The sequence below is a fragment of the Streptomyces sp. NPDC089915 genome, assembly GCF_040684675.1.
Lineage (GTDB): Bacteria > Actinomycetota > Actinomycetes > Streptomycetales > Streptomycetaceae > Streptomyces.
This window is the reverse complement of sequence record NZ_JBFBGN010000016.1, coordinates 25117-49705: the sequence shown is the minus strand read 5'-3', so window position 1 is coordinate 49705 and position 24589 is coordinate 25117. Positions and strand designations below refer to the sequence as shown.

The window sequence follows — 24589 nt, the reverse complement described above, 5'->3', positions numbered from 1 at the left end:
GAGTCTTATAAGGGGTGACCGCTGGTAACCCGACTGCCGAGGGGCCCGAAGCCATGACGACCGTGACGGAGCGAGCCGCGTTGAGGGACGCCCTCGGCCTCCTCAAGGACCGCGAACAGATCGCCGAGCGCCTGCTCGAATCCTCCGCCAAGCACTCCTTCGACCCGGACCGGGAACTCGACTGGGAGGCCCCGCCCGTCGACGGGAAGTACTACTGGCCCCCCGAGCTGCTCTCCCTCTACGACACCCCGCTGTGGAGGAAGATGGGGGAGGAGCAGCGCATCGAACTCTCCCGGCACGAAGCCGCCGCCCTCGCCTCGCTCGGCATCTGGTTCGAGATCATCCTCATGCAGCTGCTGGTCCGGCACATCTACGACAAGTCGCTGACCAGCAACCACGTCCGCTACGCGCTCACCGAGATCGCCGACGAGTGCCGCCACTCGATGATGTTCGCCCGCATGATCCAGACGGGCGGCGCCCCCGCCTACCCGGTCTCCCGCACCAACCACAACCTCGCCCGGATCCTGAAGACGATCTCCACCACCCCCGGCTCCTTCGCCTGCACCCTCCTCGGCGAGGAGATCCTCGACTGGATGCAGCGCCTGACCTTCCCGGACGAGCGCATCCAGCCCCTCGTCCGCGGCGTGACCCGCATCCACGTCATCGAGGAGGCCCGGCACGTCCGCTACGCCCGCGAGGAACTGCGCCGCCAGATGCTCACCGCCCCGCGCTGGGAGCGCGAACTCACCCGGATCAGCTGCGGCGAGGCCGCCCGCGTCTTCTCCCTGGCCTTCGTGAACCCGGCCGTCTACGACAACGTCGGCCTCGACCGGCGCGAGGCACTGGCCCAGGTCAAGGCCAGCGGCCACCGCCGCGAGGTCATGCAGACCGGAGCCAAGCGGCTCACCGACTTCCTCGACGACATCGGAGTCCTGCGCGGCGCCGGCCGCCGCCTCTGGAAGAGCTCCGGCCTCCTCGCGTAAGCCCCCCGCGCCCCGCACCGTGCGTCTACGCTGCGGACATGACCGTACGCGCCTACCGCAGACTGAGCGTCGAGGAGCGGCGAGCCCAACTCCTCGACGCGGCCCTGTCGCTGTTCGCGCACCGGGCCCCGGAGGAGATCTCCCTCGACGAGGTCGCCGAGGCCGCCGGGGTCTCGCGGCCGCTGGTCTACCGCTACTTCCCCGGCGGCAAGCAGCAGCTGTACGAGGCGGCCCTGCGCTCGGCGGCCGACGTCCTCGAACTCTGCTTCGCCGAACCCCAGGCCGGTCCGCTCACCGCCCGGCTCTCCCGGGTCCTCGACCGCTACCTGGCCTTCGTCGACGAGCACGACGCCGGCTTCGCCGCCCTCCTCCAGGGCGGCAGCGTCGTGGAGACCTCCCGCACCACCGCCACGGTGGACGGCATCCGCCGCGCGGCCGCCGGGCAGATCCTCCTCCACCTGGACCTCCCCGCGCCCAGCCCCGGGCCGCGGCTGCGGATGATGGTCCGCACCTGGATCACGGCGGTGGAGGCCGCCTCCCTCATCTGGCTGGACGAGGGCAAACAGCCGGAGGCCGCCACCCTCCGGGACTGGCTGGTCGACCAGTTCATCGCCCTGCTGACCGCCACCGCCGCCACGGACCCCGAAACGGCCGCCGCCGCCCGCGCGGCCCTCGCCCTGGAACAGCCGGACGGCCCGGCGGGCCTCCTCGCCCGACGCGTGATCCCCGTGGTCTCCGAGGCGGCCCACCTCCTGTGACACTGGTGGGGTGAAGAGCCAACCGACCCCCTTCGAGGGCGGCCCGATGGACGGCCGGGCCCTCCCGATCCTCCTCGGCCCGACGGGCCACCCGCCGAAGTGGTACGAGATCCCCGTCCCGGACGCCGACGGCGGCCCGCCGACGGTCCTGCTGTACGAACGGGTCCCGTCGGGCTACACGAAGCGGCTGGGCCTCCAGAAGGGCTGGAAGTACGAGTACCGCCCGTCGGGCGAGAAGCCGAAGCCCGGCCTGCCCTGGCGCAGGCGCCCGAGGCCGCAGGCCTGACTCCGGCCCGCGTCAGCCCTCCGGCTCGCGTCAGCCCTCCGGCCCGCGTCAGCCCTCCGGCAGCGTCAGCACCGCCAGCGCGCCGCCGCCCGTCGCCGTGCGGAAGTCCAGGCGGGCGCCGATCACCTCCGCCTGGGCCGACGCGATCGTCAGGCCCAGGCCGTGGCCCCGGCCGCCGCTCCGGAACCGCTGCGGGCCCCCGTCCAGCAGGTAGCGCGGGTACCCGTCCCCGTGGTCCCGTACGGACACCACCGGGCCGTCCACCGTCACCACCACCGGCCCCCGGCCGTGCTTGTGGGCGTTGGCGACCAGGTTGCCCAGCACCCGCTCCAGCCGGCGCCGGTCCGTCTCGACGTGCGCGTCCCGGACGACGACCACCTCGGTGTCCGTGCCGGACGCCCGCACCACCCGCCGCGCCAGCCGCTCCAGCTGGTGCAGGTCGGCCTCCACCCGCTCGCTCCCGGAGTCCAGCCGCGAGATCTCCAGCAGGTCCTCGGTCAGCTGCCGCATCGTGCGCACCCGCTCCCGGACCAGTTCCGTCGGCCGTCCCTCCGGCAGCAGCTCCGACGCCGCCTGCAGGCCGGTCAGCGGCGTCCGCAGTTCGTGCGCCACGTCGGCCGTGAACCGCTGCTCGCTCAGCAGCTTGCGCTGCAGGGTGCCCGCCATCGTGTCCAGCGCCCCCGCCACCGTCGACACCTCGTCCGGATGCCGCGAGGGGTCCTCCGTGCGCGGGTCGCCGACCCGTGCGTCCAGGTCCCCGCCGGTGATCCGCCGGGCGACCGTCGCCGTCTGGTGCAGCCGTCGCGTCACTCGCGTCACCGCGAAGGCGCCCATCAGCAGGGTCCCCGCGATGGCCAGCACCGAGGAACCGATGATCGCGTTGTCCAGGCCCCTGATCGTCCGCGCGCTCTGCGCGTAGTCGACGGACGTGGCCAGCGCCCGCCCGTCGGCTGGCGCGGCCGCCCACATCACCGGCCGCCCCTGGCGGTCCTCCGCCACGACCGTCCCGCGCTGCCCGCCCACCGCCAGCGCCCGCAGGTCCCGCGGCAGCCCCTGGGGGTCGATCCCCGACTCGGGCGGCAGCGCCTCGCCGGCCTCGTACGCGAGCGCGGCGTCGTGCAGCTTGCCCAGGGCCTTCTCCCGGGCCGTGCCGACGGTCTGCCGGGTCACCTCGACATGGACGAGCACACCCAGCACCGCCGCCAGCGAGCAGCACATCACCACGATGAAGCACGTGGACTTCCAGGTCAGCGTGGACGTCCAGGCGGGCAGCAGCCGCCTCACGGCGCACCCGGGGCGGTCCCCGCGGGCCCCGGCGGACGGAGGCCGGAAGCCGTCGCCCCGGCCGAGGGCTGCGCTCCCGCGGCCCCGGAGGCCCCCGCCGGCACCCGTACGATCTGCTCCCGCGCCGGCAGCATCGTCCGCTGCCGCGCGTCCCACGACCACGCCGTGATCAGCTCGTACCCCGGGTTCCCGCTCGGCACCCGCAGCACCACGTCCCGCCCCGCCAGCTCCACGCCGATCACGGTCTGCGTCGTCGCCATGATCCGGTTGAGCCGGCCGTCCGCGTCCGCCGTGTACACCCGTACGGACATCATCCGGTCGGGGAACTCGATCCCGACCACCACCTCGTCCTTGCCGTTCCCCGTCAGGTCCCGGTAGTACGGCGCCAGCACGGGGCACGCCCCCGGCGCCCGGCCATCCCCGCCGCACGCCCGGATCGCGGCGGCGGTCTCCGCCGGCATCCCGTCCGGGCCGACCTCGATGTCCGGGTGCGCCCGCAGCTCCGCCTGCACCAGCGCCACCGGGTCGACGGAGTGCACGTCCTGGTCCTCGACCGGCGCCAGCCCCTGCACGTACTGCGGCGGCGCGCTCCCCGGATCGGCGGGCGGCACCTCCGCGCCCTTGCGCCCGGGCCACAGCTGGACGGGTCCCCGCGCCGTCGGGGTGGGCCCCGCGGCGGCGAGCCCGCCGGTGTTCCCGCACCCGGTGGCCAGCGGAAGCACGGGCAGCAGGGCGAGCAGGGCGGCGCCCGCACCCGTACGGAGGGAAGGCATGCGCACGGCGCGGGCTCTCCTCTCCGGCGGTAACGGGCGGTGGTCAGGACGATGGCATCGTCCTGACCACCTTATGCGGAGATAAGCCCGTTTTAGGATTGTCGGCCCCGGAGCGGGCCCGTCGCCCGCCGTTCCCGCAGGTCAGCCGTCCGTACGCCCGCGCCGCAGCATGGCGAAGCCCAGCCCGGCCGCGCCCACGGCCGCGATCCCGCCTCCCGCGGCGAGCAGCAGCACCCCGCTGCCGGGCCCGTCGGCCAGGGTGTTGATCCGCAGCGTCCCGGCGGTGCCGGCGGCGCGGTGGGTCTCGGCGACGGCCGGGACGACCTGCCCGGCGCCCCGGCGGGTCGCGGTCTTGTACCCGTCGCCGGCCACCGTGTGCGAACCGTCCGCGGCGGGGGTCTCGCCGACCCAGGACGAGAGCCGCCCGTCGGGCCGCAGCGCGGCGTGCAGCTCACCGGCCGCGCCCGTGCCGGTCGCCCCGTCACGGCTGGTCAGCGTGGCCACGGTGGCGCCGGAGCGCAGGATCTCGGCCTGGTACGCGTCCTTCGCGAGGCGGTAGACCTTGGCCGTCGACCGGCCGTCCGCGAGGGAGAGGCTGCTGATCAGGGTCCGCTGCGCGCCGGCGGCGGACGCGGCCGGCAGCCCGTCGGCGAACGCGGCGGCGGCGGGCAGTGCCAGCACGCCCGCGACGCATGCGGTCACGGCGGTGGCGCGAACGATGGTGCGGCGGCTGACGGTGTTCACGGGAGTCCTTCGGGGCGGGTGGTACGGGCAGGTCCGGCACCAACGTAGGGGCGGGCTGTTGCGGTAGGGCGCTGGCCTTGTAACAGGAAGGCAGCAGCGAGCCGACGGAGCTGTTACATGTCCGAGGGATTGCCGAGGGCGGCGGCTGCTGCTCACATGGACGGCGGGGGTGAGGCGGATGCGCGGACTCAAGGTGCTTCCGAGCGGTCGGCCCGGACGCGGCCGGCTCTACGTCAACGGGCCCGACGGCCGGGTGGTGGCCTGGTACGACCGGCAGACCAACCGGATCAGCGTCCTGTCGGAGGAGCAGCGCGAGCCCGTACTGGCCCTGCTGCGCCCGTACTTGAGCGGTGAGTTCACCATCGGGCCGCCCCCCGTCCCCACCTCCGCCGAACTGCGCCGCCTGCACCTGGCGCCGGACCGGGACCTGGCCCCGAACCGCCCGGGCGAGACGCTGCTCGGCGAACTGGCCTACGGGGCGCCGGGCGGCGGCCGGACCAGGCACCGCATGCGGCGCCAACTCCTGGCGTTCCAGCGGGTGGGAGCGGAACTCGACGTACTGGAGGCCGAGGACTGGCGGGTGGTCCACGACGTCCCCCTGCCGGGCGGCCTGGGACTCCTGGACCACCTCCTCATCGGCCCGCCGGGCGTCTTCGCCCTGCGCACGGTGCCGGGCCGCCGCCAGCGCGCCCAGGTCGGCGACCTCCTCCTCACGGTGGGCCGGGCCGCCCCCGGCCCGGACCCCCGCTGGATCCGCCGTGCGGCCGCCTGCGCGTCCCGCGCCCTGGAGTGCCCGGTCACCCCGGCCCTGACCCTCACGGACGCCGCCCGTCTGGAGGTGGCCCCCACCCTCCGCGACGTCCTGGTCCTCCAGCCCCCGACCCTGACCCCCACCCTCCGCGCGATCCCCCGGACCCTCAAACCCCCGGACGTGGAAACCCTGTTCACGACGGCCCGGATGACGACGACGTGGGGCTATTCATAGCCGGCGGGGCTATCCAGCCCCGCCGGCGTTTGAGGCGCGGGGTCTGGGGCGGAGCCCCAGGGAACGGCGGAAGGGTGGGGCGGGGAGACGGCACCGCGCAGCGGCAACCCGCACCCACCCACCCCCACCCGCAGCCACCCCCACCCGTCAGGCCGAACTCCGCTTCCGCGGCGCCGCCTTCTTCGCCGCGGCCGCCGAGGCCGTGGACTTCGTCCGCGACGCGGTCTTCTTCGCCGCCGACTTGGAGGCCGCCGCCTTCGAAGTCGACTTCGCCGCGGCCTTCTTCGCGCCCTCGGCCCCCTTCCGGGCCCCCGCCGCGGTCGACTTCTTCCCGCCCACCGCCTTGGGCGCGGCGCCAGCCGGAGCGGCAGTCGCAGCCGCCTTCCGCCGGATCGGCGTCACCTCGGCCTCCCCGCCCCCGCCCCCGTCCCCGCCCCGCGAGGCCCGGGCCGCCCGCACGCTGTTCTCCAGCGCCGCCATCAGGTCGATCACCTGCCCGCCGGCCGGCTCCACCACCGCCTCCGACGGTTCGAACGCACCCCCCGCCTTCGCCGTGATCATCGCCTCCACGGCCTCCCGGTACTCGTCCTGCAGGGAGGAGATCTCCACCTCCCCCAACGTCGCCATCAGCGCGTCCGCCAGGTCCAGCTCCGCCTCCCGCACCGAGACCGACGCCTCCGGCGCCACCCCCTCCGGGGCCCGGATCTCGTCGGGCCACAGGAGCCCGTGCATGGCGATGACGTCGTCGACCACCCGCAGCATCCCCAGCCGCTCCCGCCCCCGCAGCGCGAACTTGGCGATGGCCACCTTCCGGCTCCGCTTCAGCGCCTCGCGCAGCAGGGTGTACGGCTTCGCCGCCGTGGCCCCGTTCGCCGCCAGGTAGTACGCGGAGTCCATCTGCAGCGGATCGATCTGATCGGCCGGCACGAAGGAGACGATCTCGATCGTCTTCGCCGTGGCGATGGGCAGCCGCGCCAGGTCCTCGTCCGTGATCGGCACGATCGACCCGTCCGCCTCCTCGTACCCCTTCCCGATCTCGTCCGTCGACACCTCCTCCCCGTCCAGCTCGCACACCTTGCGGTAGCGGACGCGTCCGCCGTCGGTGACGTGGATCTGGCGGAAGGAGATGGAGTGGCTCTCGGTGGCGTTCACGAGCTTGATCGGGATGCTGACCAGGCCGAAGGAGATCGCCCCGTTCCAAATGGATCGCACGGTTCCTCCTGATTCGTGGCAATCTCATCGTATGACGCCGATCACATCGGTGGAGGGGCGCCGCATCGCGCTCAGCAACCTGGACAAGGTGCTGTACCCGAGGACCGGCTTCACCAAGGGCGAGGTGCTGCACTACTACGCCACCGTCGCGCCCGCCCTCCTCGCGCACATCCATGACCGCCCCGTCTCCTTCCTCCGCTATCCGGACGGCCCCGACGGACAGCTCTTCTTCACCAAGAACCCGCCGCCCGGCACCCCCGCCTGGGTGAAGACCGCCCGCGTGCCCCGCTCCGACGACCCCGGGGCCGAACAGGTGCTCGTATCCGACATGCCGGCCCTCATCTGGGCCGCCAACCTGGTCGTCGAGTTCCACGTCCACCAGTGGCCCGCCGCCACCCCCGCCGTCGCCGACCGGATCGTCTTCGACCTCGACCCCGGCCCGCCCGCGACCATCGCCGAATGCTGCGCCGTCGCCCTCTGGCTGCGCGAGCGCCTGGCCGCCGACGGGCTGCACGCGTACGCCAAGACCTCCGGCGCCAAGGGCCTGCACCTGTCCGTCCCGGTGGAGCCGGCCCCGTCCGCGCGGGTGTCCGCCTACGCCAAGGGGCTCGCGCAGGAGGCCGAGGCGACCCTCCCCGACCTCGTCGTGCACCGGATGGCCAGGGCCCTGCGCCCCGGCAAGGTGTTCGTCGACCACAGCCAGAACGCCGCCGCCAAGACCACCGCCGCCCCCTACACCCTGCGCGCCCGGGCCCTGCCGACCGCCTCCGCCCCCGTCACCTGGGCGGAGGTCGAGTCCTGCCGGGACCCCTCCGACCTGGTGTTCCTCGCCGACGACATCCCGCCCCGGCTCGACCGCGACGGCGACCTCCTGGCCCCCCTGCTGGACCCCGCCCGGGCCGGAGCGCTGCCCGGGGCCGCCCGGTGAGCCCGCCCGTCCGGGTGGCCCTGGCGGCCTCCGTGGGCACCCTCCCGCGGGGCCCCGGCCTGGCCTACGAGCCGAAGTTCGACGGCCACCGCATGGTCGTCCTCCGCACCGCCGGCGGCGTCGCCCTCCAGGCCCGCTCCGGGCGCACCGTGACCGCCGCCTTCCCCGACCTGGTGGCGGCCGCACGGGCGCTGCCGGCCGGGACGGTCCTGGACGGGGAGGTGGTCGTCTGGCACGAGGGCCGCACCGAGTTCGCCCTGGTCCAGCGGCGCGCGGCCGCCACCCCGGCCCGTGCCGCCGCCCTGGCCCGCACCCTGCCGGCCTCGTACGCGGCGTTCGACGTCCTGGAACTGGCCGGCCTCGACGTACGCGCCCGGCCCTACGAACACCGTCGCGCCCTCCTCGTCGACCTCCTCGCCCCCCTCGGGCCGCCCCTGCAACCGGTACCGATGACGACCGACCCGGAACTGGCCCTGACCTGGTACGAGACCCTGCCCGCGAGCGGCATCGAGGGGCTGGTCGTCAAACGCCTGGACCAGCCCTACCCCTCGGGCCGCCGCTCCTGGCGCAAACTCCGCCACACGAACGTCCGGGACGCGGCGGTGATCGGCTACACCGGGACCCCCGCCCGCCCCCTGGCGCTCGTCCTGCTCCTCCCGGGCGAGGACGAGGAGACCCCCCTCCTGTCCAGCCCCCTCCCACCCGCCCTCCGCACGGCCCTCACGGCGACCCTGCGCACGGCCCCGGCAGCCCCGCGGACCGCGCCCCCGCTCACGGTGACGGGCCTGGGCGAAACCCCGTACACCCCCCTGGACCCACCCCTCACGGCGGAGGTCCGCCACACCTCGACCCGCCACCCCCCACCGGAGGTACTCCGCCTCCGGACAGACCTCTGACCCGCACCGGGCGGCGCGGGTCAGAGGAAACCGCTACGAACTCCGAACTCCGGCTAGGCGTGCGCCCCGCGCCCCGCGTCGGGCGGCGCCCCGGGCTGCGGATGCGGCCCGGGCCCGCTCACGGGCTTGTACCCGGCCTCCCGCGCGGCCCGGGCCTCCTCGGGGTGCGCGGAGGTGGTGGACCCGAAGTTCCCGTACCCCTGCATCTCGTGCGGCCTCAGCCCGCCCTCGGGGATCTCCACGTGCTCCCGCTCCTCCCGGAGCTCGTGCACGGCACCCCCCTCGGGCAGGTGCGGCTGGCTCTCGGGAGTCGGCGGCGGCGGCTCCTTGGCCCGCACCCGCTGCCCCAGCTTGAACCCGGCGAGCAGGAACCCGGCGATCAGGATTCCGACGATGAAGAACCAGGCGCTGTGGGAGAGGGTCGCGTCAACGCTCAGGATCATGTCCATGCATCCTATTTTCCCGTTTTCACACCTTTTTCACGCGCCCGGCCCAAAGAATCATGAACCGCGCCGCGTCCCCGGTGGAGGGTGAAGGCCGTCAGCGCCCATGTCTAGTCTGATCATCATGACAATTGATGGGGTGGGGCGGTCCGAGGGCGGAGCGGGCGGGGTGCAGTGGCTCCTGCAGCCCCGGGGCAGCAGGAACGGCGGCGCGGAGCACTTCCGGAAGACGGTGCGGCAGGGGGTGGCGCTCGCCGACTACACCCATGTACTCGGACCGGACGCCCGCCGGCTCGAGGAGGTCTTCGGGGACGGCCGGGCGAGGTTCTGGGGGGCGACGCCGGCGGCGATGGCCGGCAACGCCAAGGCCGCGGCGATCCGTGACCACAGGGTCGGCGACCAGGTGCTCTTCTACTCGCAGTGGAAGTTCATAGCCAGGGCCACCATCGTGGACCGGCTGCGCAACCCGGCCCTGGCCCGGGCCCTGTGGGGCGAGGACGAGGAGGGCGGCGCCACCTGGGAGCACGTCATCGCCCTCGGTGACGTGGTCGAGTTCGAGTCGGACGCCCGTCCGGTCCTCGCCGGTCTCGACGTCCAGTCACCGCTCCGGAGCCTCACCCTGGTGCCGGCCGCCGACAGGCGGCGGTACCTCGACGGCCACGGAGTGCCGTGGCCGGCCCCGGACGAGACCCGGCCCGTTCACGTCCCGGCGCCGCGGAAGACCCGGGAGCCGTCGCCTGCACCGACGTGGGGCCGCCGGGAGCTCATCGGCGCCCTGGGCGGGCTCCGGACCGCCACCCAGCCCGAGGGGCCCGCTCTGCACAAACCCCTCGCGTTGCTCTGGGCCCTCGGCCGGGCGGCGGCCAAGCAGGACCGCCTCGCGAGCTGGGACGTGTTCAAGGACGAGGTCGGACCGCTGCTCGGCGAGTTCGGCAGGACCGGGTCACGGGTGACGCCCGCCTATCCGTTCTGGCATCTGCGGACCAGCGGCGTCTGGGAGGTGCACGGCATTGGTCCCTCCGGTTCCACCCCCACCCACGGTGCCCTGCGCGAGGCCGGGGCGATGGCGGGCTTCACCGGCGAAGCCGCCCGCCTGCTCAGGGAGGCGCGGACCCGGGCGCAAGCGGTCGAGACGCTGTGCCGCACCTACTTCGCCGACGCCGACCGCGCCCGGCTCCTGGCCCGCACGGGACTCGATGGCTACCTCACCGCCAGTGGTGAGCCCGACGACGAGCCCGTCCCCGACGACGCCGACTGCGGTACGCCGCCGTCCGGTCCCGCGAAGCGCCGCCGGGCGACCGTCACCCGCCCCGAGCGGAACCAGGAATGGGTGAGACGGGTCAAGGCGTGGCACAAGGACATCTGCCAGGTCTGCTCGGACCCCGTCGAGCTCCGCTCGGGCAACTACAGCGAAGCCGCGCACATCCAGGGACTCGGCAGCCCGCACGACGGACCGGACACCGTGCGGAACATGCTCTGCCTCTGCCCCAACCACCACAAGCAGTTCGACCGGCTCGCCATCTACATCGACACCGCGTGGAAGGTGCGCAAGACGGGCGACGACACCTTCCTGTTCGACCTGCGCCGCCACCCGGCCCACGTGGTCGACGCGGAGTACGTCGCATACCACCGTGTGCTGTGCGGCAAGACGGACTGACACCGCCTGTCGGCCGGCTGCCGCGCCGTTGTACGGACACCCCCCCGTTGGGGGTGTCCGCCCGGCCCCAGGACCCGGGGCCCCTACCTGAGCGGCCCGTCGGAATCCCGCAGCCCCCGGGCGTCCCGTCCCCCCAGCACCCCGAGGATCTCCGCGCAGATCGCCAGAGCCGTCTCGGCCGGGGTCTTGGCCCCCAGGTCGAGCCCGATCGGCCCGTGCACCCGTGCCAGTTCGGCCTCGGCGACCCCGTCGGCGAGCAGGCCCTCCCGGCGGCGCGCCGTGGTCCGCCGGGAACCCAGCGCGCCCACGTACGGGATCCCCAGCGCCAGGGCGTTCCGCAGCGTCGGGACGTCGAAGTCCGGGTCATGGCTGAGCAGCACCAGGCACGCGGCGTCCCGGTGCTGCACGAGCACCTTCTCCGCCTCGGCGGCGCTCTCCACCATCACCGACTCCCACCCCAGCAGCGCGGACTGCGCCCCGATCACCTCGGCCAGCTCCCCGCTGCCGCCGATGACCACGTGCGGAGCCGACGGGTACGCCTCCACGAGCACCAGCCCGGACCCCCCGTACAGCGCGTCCCGCCCCGGCCGGCGGGTCCCGAGCAGCTCCCCGGCCCGCCGCCCGGCGTCGTCGACGGGCACGTCCCCGGCCCGTACGACCTCGCTCACGGCGGCGTCCGCCCCCTCGTTCAGCCGGGTCACGAGCGCCACCCCGGCCCCCGTCCCGAGCAGCTCCCACCACTCGGCGGGGACCGCCGACAGCGGCTGCAGCAGCACCTCGGCCTGCCCGCCGCAGGTCAGCTTCGCCTCGGTGGCCTCACCGGCCCCGACCGACACCTCGCACACCCGCGCACCGCCCCCGCCCGCCAGGGCCCCGGCCTCGGCCACGAGCTCGGCGTCGAACACCCCGCGGTACAGCGCCCCGACGCACTCGCCCCGGGCGTCCACGAGCACGGCCCCGGCGGGATCCCGCGGCCCGAACCCCTGCTCGGTCACCGGCCGCGCCAGGAACGCGACCCGCCCCTCGGCCACCCACTGCCGCGCCGTCTCGGCCAGCTCACGCATCTCGTCGCCCCATCCTCTATGCGCCATCACGCCACAAAGCACCTGGTCAACGGCACAAAGCGGCCTCAAATCCACCCTACGCACCCCCCGTCCCCCCACCACCCCCCCGAACACACAGACCCTGCCCCACCCCCTCGTACGGACCACCCGAACACCTGCCCCCCTGGCACCCGCCGGCACCCGCCCCAGCCCTCTCCGCGACCGTCACGCCCGTTCCCGGACGATCCGCCCGGGACGTAAGGGGCGCACATCGCCCCCCACACCGCCCCGCACCCCACCCGTCCCCATCAGCCCCACCCGTCCCGGCCGGTTCCCGCCCTTTGCACGGCCCGCCGGACTGTCGACCCTCACAGGTATGGGGGATCACCAGGACGAACCGCGCCGGCTGAGTGCCGCGCAGCCGCACTGCCCTTACTGCGGGCTGGAGGTGGACAGGGTGGCGACGCTGGACCACGACTGGGTACTGCTGGAGCAGGACATGACACCCCTGGCGCACGTGGTGCCGGCGCAGCACCGGTGGATCGTGCTCTCCGACGGCCGGGTGACCGTCTACGGCGTGTGCCCGCCGGACCCGGCCCAGCGCTGCCGCATAGAACACCGCCTCGCCTGCCCGTCCCAGCCCCTCCCGGACCTCTGGCCCTGGCTGACCACCCTCCGCACGGAGAACGACCGCCAGGCCCGGCGCCGGGAGGAGGCCGCACGGGAGTGGCCCGACGCCGGATAGGGCGCCGGGCCCTCGGGGGAGGGGCTGCGGGGGGTCAGGCCAGCAGCCCGCCCTTGAACTGCGTCCCCGCACCGTCGGGGGCACCGGCCGGCTTCCCCACGGGGGCCGGGTTCGGGGCCGGGAAGTCGTCGCTCGGCGGGTTGCAGGGCGCCGCGAAGCATTCCCAGACGTGGTGGTGCCCGCCGGGACCACCGGGTGTGGTCGGCCCGGGCCCGTCGCCGCCCGGCGGGTTGCAGGGGGCCGTGATGCACTGCCACTGGTGGTCGGACGCGGTCACCTGCGGCGTCCCGTGGACGGCGGCGAACGCGGCGACGTTCAGCACGGCACTCCCGGCGGCCACGACGGTCGAGGCGGCGAACACGAAGAGACGGCGGGTCCAGAACGGCTGCTTCGTCATGGGAATCTCCTCCGGTCGGTACGGGCCGGCCGGAGCTTCGAGCTCCTCTCGACCGCACCTCCAGTAGGCCCCGACGGCGGCGCCGCGTCAGGCCCCGGATTCACGTGTCTTGACATATCCGGGGGCGTGGGCATCCGCCCCTGGCCGTACATACGCGAAGACCCCGTCTCCAGCGTTCGCGCTGGTGGCGGGGTCTTCGGGCACTTCATGCGAAGTGCCCCCGGCAGGATTCGAACCTGCGCACACGGCTCCGGAGGCCGTTGCTCTATCCCCTGAGCTACGGGGGCGTATCGTTCGCGTTGCGGCGACGGGTTGAACACTACCAGCTCCCATGGGGTGATCAGGAACCGTTTTGAGCGGGAGGAGGGAGGTCGGTCGCCCGGAGGGGGTGGAAGTGGCAAAAACCCGGACGCGGGGGCTTAGGGCGACCTACTCTCGAGTTGTGCCAGGCGCCTCGGGCCGGGTCCTCGTTGTCGACGACAACAAGGTCATCCGGCAGCTGATCAAGGTCAATCTCGAGCTGGAGGGCTTCGAGGTCGTGACCGCGAACGATGGTGCCGAGTGCCTGGACGTGGTGCACCGGGTGCGTCCTGACGCCATCACTCTTGATGTGGTCATGCCCCGGCTCGACGGGTTCGGGGCGGCCGCGCAGCTGCGGGCCGACCCGCGGACCGCGCATCTGCCCCTCGCGATCGTGAGCGCCTGTACGCAGCACGAGGTCGAGGCCGGGATCGCCGCCGGGGTGGACGCCTTCCTCGCCAAGCCCTTCGAGCCCGCCGAGCTGGTGAGGGTCGTACGGAGGCTCGTCGAGCGGAAGGACCGGCGGGAGCGGAAGGGCGCGCCGGCCGGCAGAGGGGTGTAAGGGGAGAGGGGCCTTTTGGGAGGGGCCCGCGGGCGGGGTGTTCCGTCCGCTATTCCACATGGCGAAACCCGATGCATGGCCAAGGGGCTTCTCCCCTAGGCTGGGCACCGTGATCCCCGCCGACCTCTCTCGTGCCGTCGTACACGCCGTACGCCGCGCCGTCGAGGCCGGAGAGCTGCGCGGGCCCGTGCCCGCGCGGGTGGTCGTCGAGCGGACGCGGCCCGGAGGGGTGGGGGAGTACGCCAGCCCCGTCGCGCTCAGGCTGGGGCGGGGGGCCGAGGGGGCCCGCCTGCTCGCCGGGGCGCTCGTCCTGGAGCCCGGCATCGAGAGCGTCGAGGTCACCGGGCCCGGATTCCTGAACTTCACCCTCGCCCCCCTTTCCGCCGCCGAGCTCGTGCGCGACGTGCGGGACCGGGGAGAGCGGTACGGGTGCGCCCCCGCGCTGGGCGAGGCCGTCGGCGGGACCCGGGAGCAGGTCGTACGCGCCGCCGTCGCGCGGATCCGGGAGAGTCAGGAGAGCCAGGGGAGCCGGGAGAGCCAGGGGATCGGCGAACCGCGGGACGCCGGGGCGCCCACCGCACCCGTCGCCCGGCGGGACGGGGACGTGATCGGGCGGTACGGGGCCGGGGCCGCCGTCTGGGCCATGCTCGTCGTGCCGGCCCGCGAGACCCCCGTCTTCGGTGACGGGCTGCTCGTGCAGGGCGAGGAGAACGAGTTCTTCCGGGTGCGGTACGCCCACGCCCGGGCCCGCGCCCTGACGCGCAACGCCCGTGACCTCGGGTTCCACGCCGAGCCCGGCGACATCGCCCACCCCGGCGCCGCCCCAGCCGGCACCCCCGCCCCCGCCCTCCCCCGCGCCCTCGCCGACCACCCCCTCGCCGTCGAGGCCGCCGCGTACCACCGGGCGCCCGAGCGGCTCGCGCGGCATCTCGTCGTCGTCGCCGACGCGCTGCTCGACTTCCAGTACCAGGTCCTGCCCCTCGGGGACGAGAAACCCTCGGCCGCCCACCGTGCCCGGCTGGCTCTTGCCGAAGCCGCCGGGGCGGTGCTGGCCGGCGGCCTCGCCCTCCTCGGCATCGACGCCCCCGATTCTTTGTGACTCGTGACTTCCGAAGAGAGATTCCGATGAGCCGTTCCGCGCACCCCGCCGGGCCCCGCCACGCCGACGTCCTGCCCGAGGGCCACTACGCCCCGCCGCCCGCCGACCTGAACGAGCTCGACGAGAAGGTCTGGTCGCGGACCGTCACGCGGAACGAGGACGGGGTCGTCACCGTCGGCGGCATCGAGGTGACCAGGCTCGCCGAGGAGTTCGGGACCCCCGGCTACTTCCTCGACGAGGAGGACTTCCGGGCCCGCTGCCGAGCCTGGGCGCACGCCTTCGGCAAGGACGCCGATGTCTTCTACGCCGGCAAGGCGTTCCTCTCCAAGGCCATCGTGAAGTGGCTGAAGGAGGAGGGGCTGAACCTCGACGTGTGCTCGGGCGGGGAGCTGGCCACCGCCCTCGCCGCCGGGATGCCCGCCGGGCGGATCGCCTTCCACGGCAACAACAAGTCGGAGCAGGAGATCCGGCGCGCGGTCTCCGCCGGTGTCGGGCGGATCGTCCTCGACTCGTACCAGGAGATCGCCCGCGTCGCTCACATCGCCGCCGAGCTGGGCGTACGCCAGCCCGTGCAGATCCGCGTCACCGTCGGCGTCGAGGCGCACACCCACGAGTTCATCGCCACCGCGCACGAGGACCAGAAGTTCGGCATCGCCGTCGCCGACGGGTCCGCCGCCGAGGCCGTGCGCCGGGCGCTCGGGCACGAATCGCTGGAGCTGCTCGGCGTCCACTCCCACATCGGCTCCCAGATCTTCGACATGGCCGGCTTCGAGGTCTCCGCGAAGAGGGTCGTCAGGCTGCTGGCCGCCGTCCGCGACGAGCACGGGGTCGAGCTGCCGGAGATCGACCTCGGCGGCGGCCTGGGCATCGCCTACACCTCCGCCGACGACCCGCGCGAGCCGCACGAGATCGCCAAGGCGCTCACCGAGATCGTCGCGCGGGAGTGCGAGAGCGCGGGCCTGAAGGCCCCCCGGATCTCCGTCGAGCCCGGCCGCGCCATCGTCGGCCCGACCGCCTTCACCCTCTACGAGGTCGGCACGATCAAGCCGCTGGAGGGCCTGCGGACGTACGTCAGCGTCGACGGGGGCATGTCCGACAACATCCGGACGGCCCTGTACGACGCCGAGTACGCCGTGACCCTCGTCTCCCGGGTCTCCGACGCCGAGCCCATGCTCGTCCGCGTCGTCGGCAAGCACTGCGAGAGCGGCGACATCGTCGTCCGCGACGCCTTCCTCCCCGCCGACCTGGCCCCCGGCGACCTGATCGCCGTACCCGCCACCGGGGCGTACTGCCGCTCCATGGCCAGCAACTACAACCACGCGCTGCGCCCGCCCGTCGTCGCCGTGCGCGACGGGGCCGCGCGGGTGATCGTCCGGCGTGAGACGGAGGAAGATCTCCTGTCGCTCGACCTCGGATGATTCCCATATTTTTGGGACAGGGCGTCCGGCCCCGAAAATAGACGTCTCACTCAATGGACCGGAGATGGAAACTCCTGTCCATTGAGTGAGACTGGTTCATACCTGGCGCGTAACCCGCGCGCCGGGAGCGAAGAAAGATCGAAAGGCGTAGGTCGAATGATGCGTACGCGTCCGCTGAAGGTGGCGCTGCTGGGCTGTGGAGTGGTCGGCTCAGAGGTGGCGCGCATCATGACGACGCACGCCGACGATCTGGCGGCCCGGATCGGCGCCCCCGTCGAGCTGGCCGGCGTCGCCGTGCGCCGCCCCTCCAAGGTGCGCGAGGGCATCGACCCCGCGCTCGTCACCACCGACGCCACCGCGCTGCTCAAACGCGGCGACGTCGACGTGGCCATCGAGGTCATCGGCGGCATCGAGCCCGCCCGCACCCTGATCACCACCGCCTTCGAGAACGGCATCTCCGTCGTCTCCGCCAACAAGGCGCTGCTCGCCCAGGACGGCGCCGCGCTGCACGCCGCGGCCGAGGCGCACGGGCTGGACCTCTACTACGAGGCCGCCGTCGCCGGCGCCATCCCGCTGGTCCGCCCGATGCGCGAGTCCCTCGCCGGCGACAAGATCAACCGGGTGATGGGCATCGTCAACGGCACGACGAACTTCATCCTCGACAAGATGGACTCCACCGGCGCCGGCTACCAGGAGGCGCTCGACGAGGCCACCGCCCTCGGCTACGCCGAGGCCGACCCGACCGCCGACGTCGAGGGCTACGACGCCGCCGCCAAGGCCGCGATCCTGGCCGGCATCGCCTTCCACACCCGCGTCCGCCTCGACGACGTGTACCGCGAGGGCATGACCGAGGTCAGCGCCGCGGACTTCGCCTCCGCCAAGCGGATGGGCTGCACCATCAAGCTCCTCGCCATCCTGGAGCGCGCCGCGGACGGCGAGTCCGTCACCGCCCGCGTCCACCCGGCGATGATCCCGCTCAGCCACCCGCTGGCCTCCGTCCGCGAGGCCTACAACGCGGTCTTCGTCGAGGCGGAGGCCGCCGGGCGGCTCATGTTCTACGGGCCCGGCGCGGGCGGTTCGCCGACCGCGTCCGCGGTCCTCGGCGACCTGGTCGCCGTCTGCCGCAACAAGCTCGCCGAGGCAACGGGGCCCGGCGAGTCGGCGTACACCCAGCTGCCCGTCAGCCCCATGGGGGACGTCGTCACCCGCTACCACATCAGCCTCGATGTGGCGGACAAGCCGGGCGTCCTCGCCCAGGTGGCGACCACCTTCGCGGAGCACGGCGTGTCGATCGACACGGTCAGGCAGCAGGGCAAGGACGGTGAGGCCTCCCTCGTCGTCGTCACCCACCGCGCACCCGACGCCGCCCTCTCCGGGACCGTCGAGGCGCTGCGGAAGCTGGACACCGTGCGCGGTGTCGCCAGCATCATGCGTGTTGAAGGGGAGTAAGGACCCATGAGCAGCAATCGCACCCACCAGTGGCGCGGCATCATCGAGGAGTACCGGGACCGCCTGCCGGTCACCGAGACGACCCCCGTGGTCACGCTCCGGGAGGGTGGTACTCCCCTCGTCCCCGCCCAGGTGCTCTCCGAGCGCACGGGCTGTGAGGTGCACCTCAAGGTCGAGGGTGCCAACCCCACCGGGTCCTTCAAGGACCGCGGCATGACCATGGCCATCACCAAGGCCAAGGAGGACGGCGCCAAGGCCGTGATCTGCGCCTCCACGGGCAACACCTCCGCCTCCGCCGCCGCGTACGCGGTGCGCGCCGGCATGGTGTCCGCGGTCCTCGTGCCGCGCGGCAAGATCGCGCTCGGCAAGATGGGCCAGGCCCTCGTGCACGGCGCCAAGATCCTGCAGGTTGACGGCAACTTCGACGACTGCCTGGACCTGGCCCGCGCGCTGTCCGACAACTACCCGGTGGCGCTGGTCAATTCCGTCAACCCGGTGCGCATCGAGGGCCAGAAGACGGCCGCGTTCGAGATCGTGGACGCGCTCGGCGACGCCCCCGACATCCACGTGCTGCCCGTCGGCAACGCCGGCAACATCACCGCGTACTGGAAGGGCTTCAAGGAGTACAAGGCCGACGGCCTGGCCTCCCGTACGCCCCGCGTGTGGGGTTTCCAGGCCTCCGGCTCGGCGCCGATCGTGCGCGGAGAGGTCGTCAAGGAGCCGCACACCATCGCCACCGCGATCCGCATCGGCAACCCGGCCTCCTGGGACTACGCCCTGGCCGCGCGCGACGAGTCGGGCGGCTTCATCGACGAGGTGACGGACCGCCAGATCCTGGCGGCCTACCGCCTGTTGGCCTCGCAGGAGGGCGTCTTCGTCGAGCCCGCCTCGGCCGCGTCCGTCGCCGGTCTGCTCAAGGCCGCCGAGCTGGGCCTGGTCGACCCCGGCCAGCGGATCGTGTGCACCGTCACCGGCAACGGCCTGAAGGACCCCGACTGGGCGGTCGCCGGCGCTCCGCAGCCCGTCACCGTTCCGGTGGACGCCGAGGCCGCGGCCGTCCGGCTCGGCCTGGTCTGATCGGGGGCCCCGAGCGGGCCCCCCGGGCCGCGTTCCGCGGCCCATGACCCGGTTGCCGGGTTCCGGAAACCTTCCGGAACCCGGCGACCGGGCCCGTACGGCACCAAAAGCCAAGGGCAATTCACCGGAATCCAGCAGAATCCGGCGGAAGACGCCGACACGCGTCGTGCGCCTCCTGTGCGCCCTATGTCGCGGGAGAACCTTCCTTCGATACGCTGTACTGACATCCGCCACCGCGCATATGACCGCGGTGCTGCCCCGAGGGCCTTCGGGTGCCGTACGTTCTCCAGTACATTTCGCAGCGAAGATCCCGCACAGCCCGCCGGATCCCGCACAGTCACAAGGAGTGTCATCGACCGATGGCAGGTCCAGCGTTCCGCGCCGCCGCCGTACGAGTGCGCGTCCCCGCCAGCAGTGCCAACCTCGGCCCCGGCTTCGACGCCCTCGGCCTGGCCCTGGGGCTCTACGACGACGTGGTCGTCCGCGTCGCCGACTCCGGGCTGAACATCGACATCGCGGGTGAGGGTGCCGACACCCTCCCGCGCGACGAGAGCCACCTCCTCGTACGCTCCATGCGCACCGCCTTCGATCTGCTGGGCGGACAGCCGCGCGGCCTGGAGGTCGTCTGCGCCAACCGGATCCCGCACGGGCGGGGCCTCGGCTCCTCCTCGGCCGCGATCTGCGCCGGCATCGTCGCCGCGCGCGCCGTGACCATAGGCGGCGAGGCCAAGCTCGACGACACGGCGCTGCTGGAGCTGGCCACCGAGATCGAGGGCCACCCGGACAACGTCGCCGCCTGTCTGCTCGGCGGATTCACCCTCGCCTGGATGGAGGGCGGGAGTGCGAAGGCGATCCGTATGGACCCCGCCGATTCCATCGTTCCGGTGGTCTTCGTCCCGTCGAAGCCGGTCCTGACCGAGACCGCCCGCGGCCTGCTGCCGCGCACCGTTCCGCACGTGGACGCCGCCGTGAACGCGGGGCGCGCGGGCCTGCTCGTGGAGGCCCTGACCAGGCGTCCCGAGTTCCTGCTGCCCGCCACCGAGGACCGGCTGCACCAGGAGTACCGCTCGCCGGCGATGCCGGAGAGCGTGGCACTCGTCAACCGGCTGCGGGCGGACGGCATCCCCGCGGTCATCTCCGGCGCGGGCCCCACGGTCCTCGCGCTGGTCGACAACGACGCGGCCGACAAGGTCGCGCAGCTCGCGGGCGAAGGGTGGGCCGCGAACCGGCTCGCCCTCGACGCCGCGGGTGCGAGCGTCCTTCCGCTGGGCGCCCAGGGCGGTCAGTCCGTGTCCTCGTGACACGGCCCTCCGGGGCGGGCGGCCGGGCAGGCCGACCGCCCCGGACGGGCGATTGCCGGTGATTGAGAGGGGGAATGTCTGTTGGATCCGGTAGTGTTAATCTCAAGTACGCAACCGAAGCCGCCATGGCTCGGTGCTCAGTGTCCCCATCCGGGACCACCTTTCTTCCGGGAGCCTCCCCGACTGCTTTGATCGCTTCCAGCAGTTTCGGGCACGCTCCGGAATCGGCGTGACATTCCCACGCTTCCAGCTCGGGGGCTTCTCGCCGGAACCACCCACGCACGTTTCTCTCCGCCGTATCCCTATACCGGCGGACCACCGCCCCGGCACGGTCCACACCTAGGACTGTTGTCGGACAGCACAACCGGTCGCCGAGCCAGACAGGCCGACGTCCGCTCCAGGGAAGGACCCTTCGTGAGCGACACCACCGATCTGATGGGCGCTGCCGACACCAACGTCGACACCAGTGCCCCCGCCGCGGGCGCCGCAGCTGCCACTGCCACCCGGCGCCGCCGCGCCGGCACCGGCCTTGAGGGCATGGTCCTCGCCGAGCTGCAGCAGGTCGCGTCGGGCCTCGGTATCAGGGGCACCGCGCGCATGCGCAAGAGCCAGCTGATCGAGGTCATCAAGGAGGCGCAGGGCGGCAGCGCCCCCAAGGCCGCGGCCCCCGCCGCGGAAGCCGCCGCCGAGGCCAAGCCGAAGCGCCGCGCCACCAGCAAGGCCCGTACGGGCGAGGCCGCCGCCGCGGCGCCCGCCGAGAAGCCCGCCGCGCAGGCCCAGATCGAGATCCCGGGCCAGCCGATCAGCGAGGACGCCCCGGTCGGCGAGCGCCGCCGCCGCCGCGCCACCGCCCCCTCGGGCAGCCCCGAGTCCTCGGCCCCCGCCGTCGTGCAGGTCGAGCAGAAGACCGAGGCCCCCGCGGCCGCCCCGCAGGCCGAGGCCAAGACGGAGCCGGCCGCGGCCGTCGCCGCCCAGGCCCAGGGCCAGGCCCCCGCGCAGGAGGCCGGCGAGGGCCGCAGCCGCCGCGACCGCCGTGACCGCGGTGAGCGTGGCGAGCGCGGTGAGCGCGGTGAGCGTCAGGGCCGCCGCGAGCGCGGTGCCAAGGCCGACGAGCAGGGCCAGCAGCAGGGTCAGGGCGGTCAGGGCGGCCAGGGCCAGCAGCAGGGCGGCCGCCAGGACCGCGCCGAGCGCCAGGACCGCCAGGACCGTCAGGACCGCCAGCAGCAGGGTGGCGGCCGGGGCCAGCAGGGCCGTCAGGACCAGGGTCCGCAGGACGACTTCGACGAGGACGGCCGGCGCGGCCGGCGCGGCCGCTACCGCGACCGCCGTGGCCGCCGCGGCCGCGACGAGTTCGCCCCGGGCGAGCCGCAGGTCGCCGACGACGACGTCCTGATCCCCGTCGCGGGCATCCTCGACATCCTCGACAACTACGCGTTCATCCGGACCTCGGGCTACCTGCCCGGTCCCAACGACGTGTACGTCTCCCTCGCCCAGGTCCGCAAGGCCGGCCTGCGCAAGGGCGACCACACCACGGGTGCCGTGCGCCAGCCCAAGGACGGCGAGCGCCGCGAGAAGTTCAACGCCCTCGTGCGCCTGGACTCCGTCAACGGCATGGCGCCCGAATCGGGCCGGGGCCGCCCCGAGTTCCAGAAGCTGACCCCGCTCTACCCGCAGGACCGGCTCCGTCTGGAGACCGACCCGGGCGTGCTGACCACCCGCATCATCGACCTCGTGTCGCCGATCGGCAAGGGCCAGCGAGGCCTGATCGTGGCCCCGCCGAAGACCGGCAAGACCATGATCATGCAGGCGATCGCCAACGCGATCACCACCAACAACCCCGAGTGCCACCTGATGGTCGTCCTGGTCGACGAGCGTCCGGAAGAGGTCACCGACATGCAGCGGTCGGTCAAGGGCGAGGTCATCTCCTCGACCTTCGACCGCCCGGCCGAGGACCACACCACCGTCGCCGAGCTGGCCATCGAGCGCGCCAAGCGCCTCGTGGAGCTGGGTCACGACGTGGTCGTCCTGCTCGACTCCATCACCCGCCTGGGCCGCGCGTACAACCTCGCGGCGCCCGCCTCCGGCCGCATCCTGTCCGGTGGTGTCGACTCGACCGCGCTCTACCCGCCGAAGCGCTTCTTCGGTGCCGCGCGCAACATCGAGGACGGCGGCTCGCTGACCATCCTGGCCACCGCGCTCGTCGACACCGGCTCGCGCATGGACGAGGTGATCTTCGAGGAGTTCAAGGGCACCGGCAACATGGAGCTCAAGCTCGACCGCAAGCTCGCCGACAAGCGCATCTTCCCGGCCGTCGACGTCGACCCGTCGGGTACGCGCAAGGAGGAGATCCTCCTCAACAGCGAGGAGCTCGCCATCGTCTGGAAGCTGCGCCGGGTGCTGCACGCACTCGACTCGCAGCAGGCGATCGAGCTGCTGCTCGACAAGATGAAGCAGACGAAGTCGAACGCCGAGTTCCTGATGCAGATCGCCAAGACGACCCCGGCCGGCAAGAACGACGACTGACCGGGTCGCCCGTAGACGCAGCCGCCCCCGCCGCACCCGCGGCGGGGGCGGTTCCGTTTGTGCGACCTTCGCCACAGGCGTACGGCTCCCACAGAAAGCCGTGGAACCCTGGAACGCGCTGCTCCGTCTGAGTGAGGGAAGACGGGCAACGGAGCCAGGACTGAGGAGAGCATGAGCGAGGACAGCAGGGGGCGCGGCCGCCGAGCCGTACGCGGGGGTCGGCGCAGGGGTCAGCCGCGGCGCCGCAAGGGCCTCAGAGTCGCCGCCTGGGTCGCCGCAGGGGTGGTCCTGCTGGGCGGCGGCAGCCTCGGCTGGTTCTACTTCAAGCTCAACGGCAACCTGCACACCGTCGACATCGACCAGGCCCTGGGCAAGGACCGCCCGCCGAACGTGGACAACGGCTCGATGGACATCCTCGTCCTCGGTTCCGACTCCCGCGACGGGGCGAACAGCGAGTACGGCGCGGACGACGGCGGCTCGGCCCGCTCCGACACGGCGATGATCGTCCACCTCTACGAGGGCCACAAGCAGGCCAGCGTGGTGTCCATCCCGCGCGACACGATGCTGCCGCGGCCCGCCTGCCCCATCGGCAAGGGGAAGAACAGCGCCCCCCGCCAGCGCGCGCAGTTCAACGAGGCCTTCACCATCGGCGGGGCGGCCTGCGCGGTGAAGACCGTCGAGGCGATGTCGGGGATCCGCATGGACCACTACATCGAGGTCGACTTCACCGGCTTCAAGAACATCATCGACAACCTCGGCGGCGTCGAGCTCACGACCACCAAGCCGATCAAGGACTACGGCAGCCACCTCGACCTGGCGGCCGGCTCCCACAAGCTCAACGGCGAGCAGTCCCTCGGACTGGTCCGCACCCGCAAGACCGTCGGCGACGGCGGAGACCTCGGCCGAATACAGCTCCAGCAGGCCTTCATCAAGGCGCTGATCAAGCAGGTCAAGGGCATCGGGGTCTTCGACAGCCCGAAGAAGCTCTACAGCCTCGCCGACTCCGCCACCAAGGCGATCACCACCGACAAGGCGCTCGGCGACGTGAAGTCCCTCGCGAGCTTCGCCCAGGGGCTCCAGGGCATCAGCGCCGAGAACATGCACATGATCACCCTGCCGGTGACCCAGGACCCGCTCGACAAGGACCGCGTCGCCGTCCTGGCCAAGGACTCCAAGATGGTCTGGGACGCCCTGCTGGCCGACCAGCCCATCCCGGCCGCGGCCACCGAGCACTCCAACGGGGACAAGAGCACCGCGGGCTCCATCGTCCAGTAGCCCCACCTGCCGGGACCCGGCAGGAATAGATGCCGGGCCCACCCCGTTGAGGGGAGCGTTCCGAGAATTTTGACAGGCGGCCCGGTCCTGGCAGACTGGTCTGTCGGCCCCGGTTCACGCAGTGCGCAATTCGGCTCCTGCGACCCGGCGCCCTCCCGAATCTAGGAGACACCTTGAAGCGCGAAGTTCACCCCGAGTACGTCGAGACCCAGGTCAGCTGCACCTGTGGCGCGTCGTTCACCACCCGTAGCACCCTGACCGAGGGCACCATCCGTGCCGAGGTCTGCTCCGAGTGCCACCCGTTCTACACGGGCAAGCAGAAGATCCTCGACACCGGTGGCCGTGTGGCCCGCTTCGAGGCCCGCTTCGGCAAGGGTGCGGCCAAGAAGTAGCGCGACCCAGGCGCCGGTCACCGGCCGCCCCCTGATCACGCGGGGGCGGCCGGACCGGC

General features: G+C 73.0%; 24 protein-coding genes and 1 tRNA gene. 17 read left to right on the top strand and 8 right to left on the bottom strand.

Annotated features, from left to right (window positions below):
- The first annotated feature begins 53 nt into the window (after nucleotides 1-53).
- From AB0O29_RS07850 to AB0O29_RS07840, 3 genes are read left to right on the top strand one after another with little or no spacing between them, the layout of a single operon-like run.
- The gene (locus AB0O29_RS07850; RefSeq protein ID WP_365147730.1) at nucleotides 54-983 is read left to right on the top strand and encodes a diiron oxygenase; all 930 of its coding nucleotides are present in this window, start codon (nucleotides 54-56) and stop codon (nucleotides 981-983) included.
- Nucleotides 984-1021: 38 nt separating this feature from the next.
- Nucleotides 1022-1741 (top strand): helix-turn-helix domain-containing protein, encoded by a 720-nt coding sequence (locus AB0O29_RS07845; protein ID WP_365147727.1) that lies wholly within the window; start codon nucleotides 1022-1024, stop codon nucleotides 1739-1741.
- Between the two features lie 10 nt (nucleotides 1742-1751).
- Nucleotides 1752-2027 (top strand): hypothetical protein, encoded by a 276-nt coding sequence (locus AB0O29_RS07840; RefSeq protein WP_365147724.1) that lies wholly within the window; start codon nucleotides 1752-1754, stop codon nucleotides 2025-2027.
- A 48-nt stretch (nucleotides 2028-2075) separates the two neighbouring features.
- On the opposite strand, the gene AB0O29_RS07835 is transcribed toward AB0O29_RS07840, so the two are convergent.
- The 3 genes from AB0O29_RS07835 to AB0O29_RS07825 form a co-directional block, all read right to left on the bottom strand.
- Nucleotides 2076-3311 (bottom strand): HAMP domain-containing sensor histidine kinase, encoded by a 1236-nt coding sequence (locus AB0O29_RS07835; protein WP_365147721.1) that lies wholly within the window; start codon nucleotides 3309-3311, stop codon nucleotides 2076-2078.
- The gene (locus tag AB0O29_RS07830) at nucleotides 3308-4084 is read right to left on the bottom strand and encodes a hypothetical protein (protein ID WP_365147814.1); all 777 of its coding nucleotides are present in this window, start codon (nucleotides 4082-4084) and stop codon (nucleotides 3308-3310) included. The genes AB0O29_RS07835 and AB0O29_RS07830 overlap by 4 nt, the downstream gene beginning before the upstream one ends.
- 141 nt (nucleotides 4085-4225) lie before the next feature.
- The gene (locus AB0O29_RS07825) at nucleotides 4226-4828 is read right to left on the bottom strand and encodes a hypothetical protein (RefSeq protein ID WP_365147718.1); all 603 of its coding nucleotides are present in this window, start codon (nucleotides 4826-4828) and stop codon (nucleotides 4226-4228) included.
- A 178-nt stretch (nucleotides 4829-5006) separates the two neighbouring features.
- On the opposite strand from AB0O29_RS07825, the gene AB0O29_RS07820 reads away from it, so the two are divergent.
- Nucleotides 5007-5813, top strand: coding sequence for an NERD domain-containing protein (locus AB0O29_RS07820; protein WP_365147715.1), 807 nt, complete (start codon nucleotides 5007-5009; stop codon nucleotides 5811-5813).
- A 147-nt stretch (nucleotides 5814-5960) separates the two neighbouring features.
- Here the strand turns inward: AB0O29_RS07820 and AB0O29_RS07815 are convergent, their stop codons facing one another.
- On the bottom strand, nucleotides 5961-7025 hold the full coding sequence (locus AB0O29_RS07815; protein WP_365147712.1) for a Ku protein: 1065 nt from the start codon (nucleotides 7023-7025) through the stop codon (nucleotides 5961-5963).
- Between the two features lie 31 nt (nucleotides 7026-7056).
- On the opposite strand from AB0O29_RS07815, the gene ligD reads away from it, so the two are divergent.
- Nucleotides 7057-7953, top strand: a complete 897-nt coding sequence (ligD, locus tag AB0O29_RS07810) for a non-homologous end-joining DNA ligase (protein ID WP_365147709.1) — start codon at nucleotides 7057-7059, stop codon at nucleotides 7951-7953.
- Nucleotides 7950-8849: an ATP-dependent DNA ligase gene (locus AB0O29_RS07805; RefSeq protein ID WP_365147706.1), complete on the top strand. Its 900-nt coding sequence runs from the start codon at nucleotides 7950-7952 to the stop codon at nucleotides 8847-8849. Before ligD ends, AB0O29_RS07805 begins: the two co-directional genes overlap by 4 nt.
- A gap of 53 nt (nucleotides 8850-8902) precedes the next feature.
- On the opposite strand, the gene AB0O29_RS07800 is transcribed toward AB0O29_RS07805, so the two are convergent.
- A complete protein-coding gene (locus AB0O29_RS07800; protein WP_365147704.1) occupies nucleotides 8903-9298 on the bottom strand; it encodes a DUF6479 family protein in 396 nt (131 codons plus the stop codon).
- Nucleotides 9299-9416: 118 nt separating this feature from the next.
- On the opposite strand from AB0O29_RS07800, the gene AB0O29_RS07795 reads away from it, so the two are divergent.
- Nucleotides 9417-10949, top strand: coding sequence for an HNH endonuclease (locus tag AB0O29_RS07795; protein WP_365147701.1), 1533 nt, complete (start codon nucleotides 9417-9419; stop codon nucleotides 10947-10949).
- A gap of 83 nt (nucleotides 10950-11032) precedes the next feature.
- On the opposite strand, the gene AB0O29_RS07790 is transcribed toward AB0O29_RS07795, so the two are convergent.
- Nucleotides 11033-12013, bottom strand: a complete 981-nt coding sequence (locus tag AB0O29_RS07790; protein ID WP_365147698.1) for an XdhC family protein — start codon at nucleotides 12011-12013, stop codon at nucleotides 11033-11035.
- A 355-nt stretch (nucleotides 12014-12368) separates the two neighbouring features.
- Between AB0O29_RS07790 and AB0O29_RS07785 the strand changes: the two genes are divergently transcribed.
- Nucleotides 12369-12737, top strand: a complete 369-nt coding sequence (locus tag AB0O29_RS07785) for a DUF6083 domain-containing protein (RefSeq protein WP_365147696.1) — start codon at nucleotides 12369-12371, stop codon at nucleotides 12735-12737.
- Between the two features lie 34 nt (nucleotides 12738-12771).
- Here AB0O29_RS07785 and AB0O29_RS07780 read toward each other — a convergent pair whose 3' ends face one another.
- On the bottom strand, nucleotides 12772-13134 hold the full coding sequence (locus AB0O29_RS07780) for a hypothetical protein (protein WP_365147693.1): 363 nt from the start codon (nucleotides 13132-13134) through the stop codon (nucleotides 12772-12774).
- A 215-nt stretch (nucleotides 13135-13349) separates the two neighbouring features.
- A tRNA-Arg gene (locus tag AB0O29_RS07775) sits at nucleotides 13350-13421 on the bottom strand.
- A 107-nt stretch (nucleotides 13422-13528) separates the two neighbouring features.
- On the opposite strand from AB0O29_RS07775, the gene AB0O29_RS07770 reads away from it, so the two are divergent.
- The 9 genes from AB0O29_RS07770 (at nucleotide 13529) to rpmE (ending at nucleotide 24530) form a co-directional block, all read left to right on the top strand.
- Nucleotides 13529-13996, top strand: a complete 468-nt coding sequence (locus tag AB0O29_RS07770; protein WP_365147690.1) for a response regulator — start codon at nucleotides 13529-13531, stop codon at nucleotides 13994-13996.
- 109 nt (nucleotides 13997-14105) lie between these two features.
- On the top strand, nucleotides 14106-15095 hold the full coding sequence (nrtL, locus tag AB0O29_RS07765) for an ArgS-related anticodon-binding protein NrtL (RefSeq protein WP_365147687.1): 990 nt from the start codon (nucleotides 14106-14108) through the stop codon (nucleotides 15093-15095).
- 26 nt (nucleotides 15096-15121) lie between these two features.
- Nucleotides 15122-16513, top strand: a complete 1392-nt coding sequence (gene lysA / locus AB0O29_RS07760; RefSeq protein WP_365147684.1) for a diaminopimelate decarboxylase — start codon at nucleotides 15122-15124, stop codon at nucleotides 16511-16513.
- 159 nt (nucleotides 16514-16672) lie between these two features.
- The gene (locus AB0O29_RS07755) at nucleotides 16673-17962 is read left to right on the top strand and encodes a homoserine dehydrogenase (protein ID WP_344165887.1); all 1290 of its coding nucleotides are present in this window, start codon (nucleotides 16673-16675) and stop codon (nucleotides 17960-17962) included.
- A 6-nt stretch (nucleotides 17963-17968) separates the two neighbouring features.
- Nucleotides 17969-19039: a threonine synthase gene (thrC, locus tag AB0O29_RS07750; protein ID WP_365147681.1), complete on the top strand. Its 1071-nt coding sequence runs from the start codon at nucleotides 17969-17971 to the stop codon at nucleotides 19037-19039.
- A 359-nt stretch (nucleotides 19040-19398) separates the two neighbouring features.
- A complete protein-coding gene (gene thrB, locus AB0O29_RS07745; protein WP_365147678.1) occupies nucleotides 19399-20340 on the top strand; it encodes a homoserine kinase in 942 nt (313 codons plus the stop codon).
- 414 nt (nucleotides 20341-20754) lie between these two features.
- A complete protein-coding gene (rho, locus tag AB0O29_RS07740; RefSeq protein WP_365147675.1) occupies nucleotides 20755-22863 on the top strand; it encodes a transcription termination factor Rho in 2109 nt (702 codons plus the stop codon).
- Between the two features lie 171 nt (nucleotides 22864-23034).
- A complete protein-coding gene (locus AB0O29_RS07735) occupies nucleotides 23035-24138 on the top strand; it encodes an LCP family protein (protein ID WP_365147672.1) in 1104 nt (367 codons plus the stop codon).
- 173 nt (nucleotides 24139-24311) lie between these two features.
- Entirely contained in the window at nucleotides 24312-24530 is a 219-nt protein-coding gene (gene rpmE, locus AB0O29_RS07730) for a 50S ribosomal protein L31 (protein ID WP_267032631.1), read from the top strand.
- Nucleotides 24531-24589: the final 59 nt, after the last annotated feature.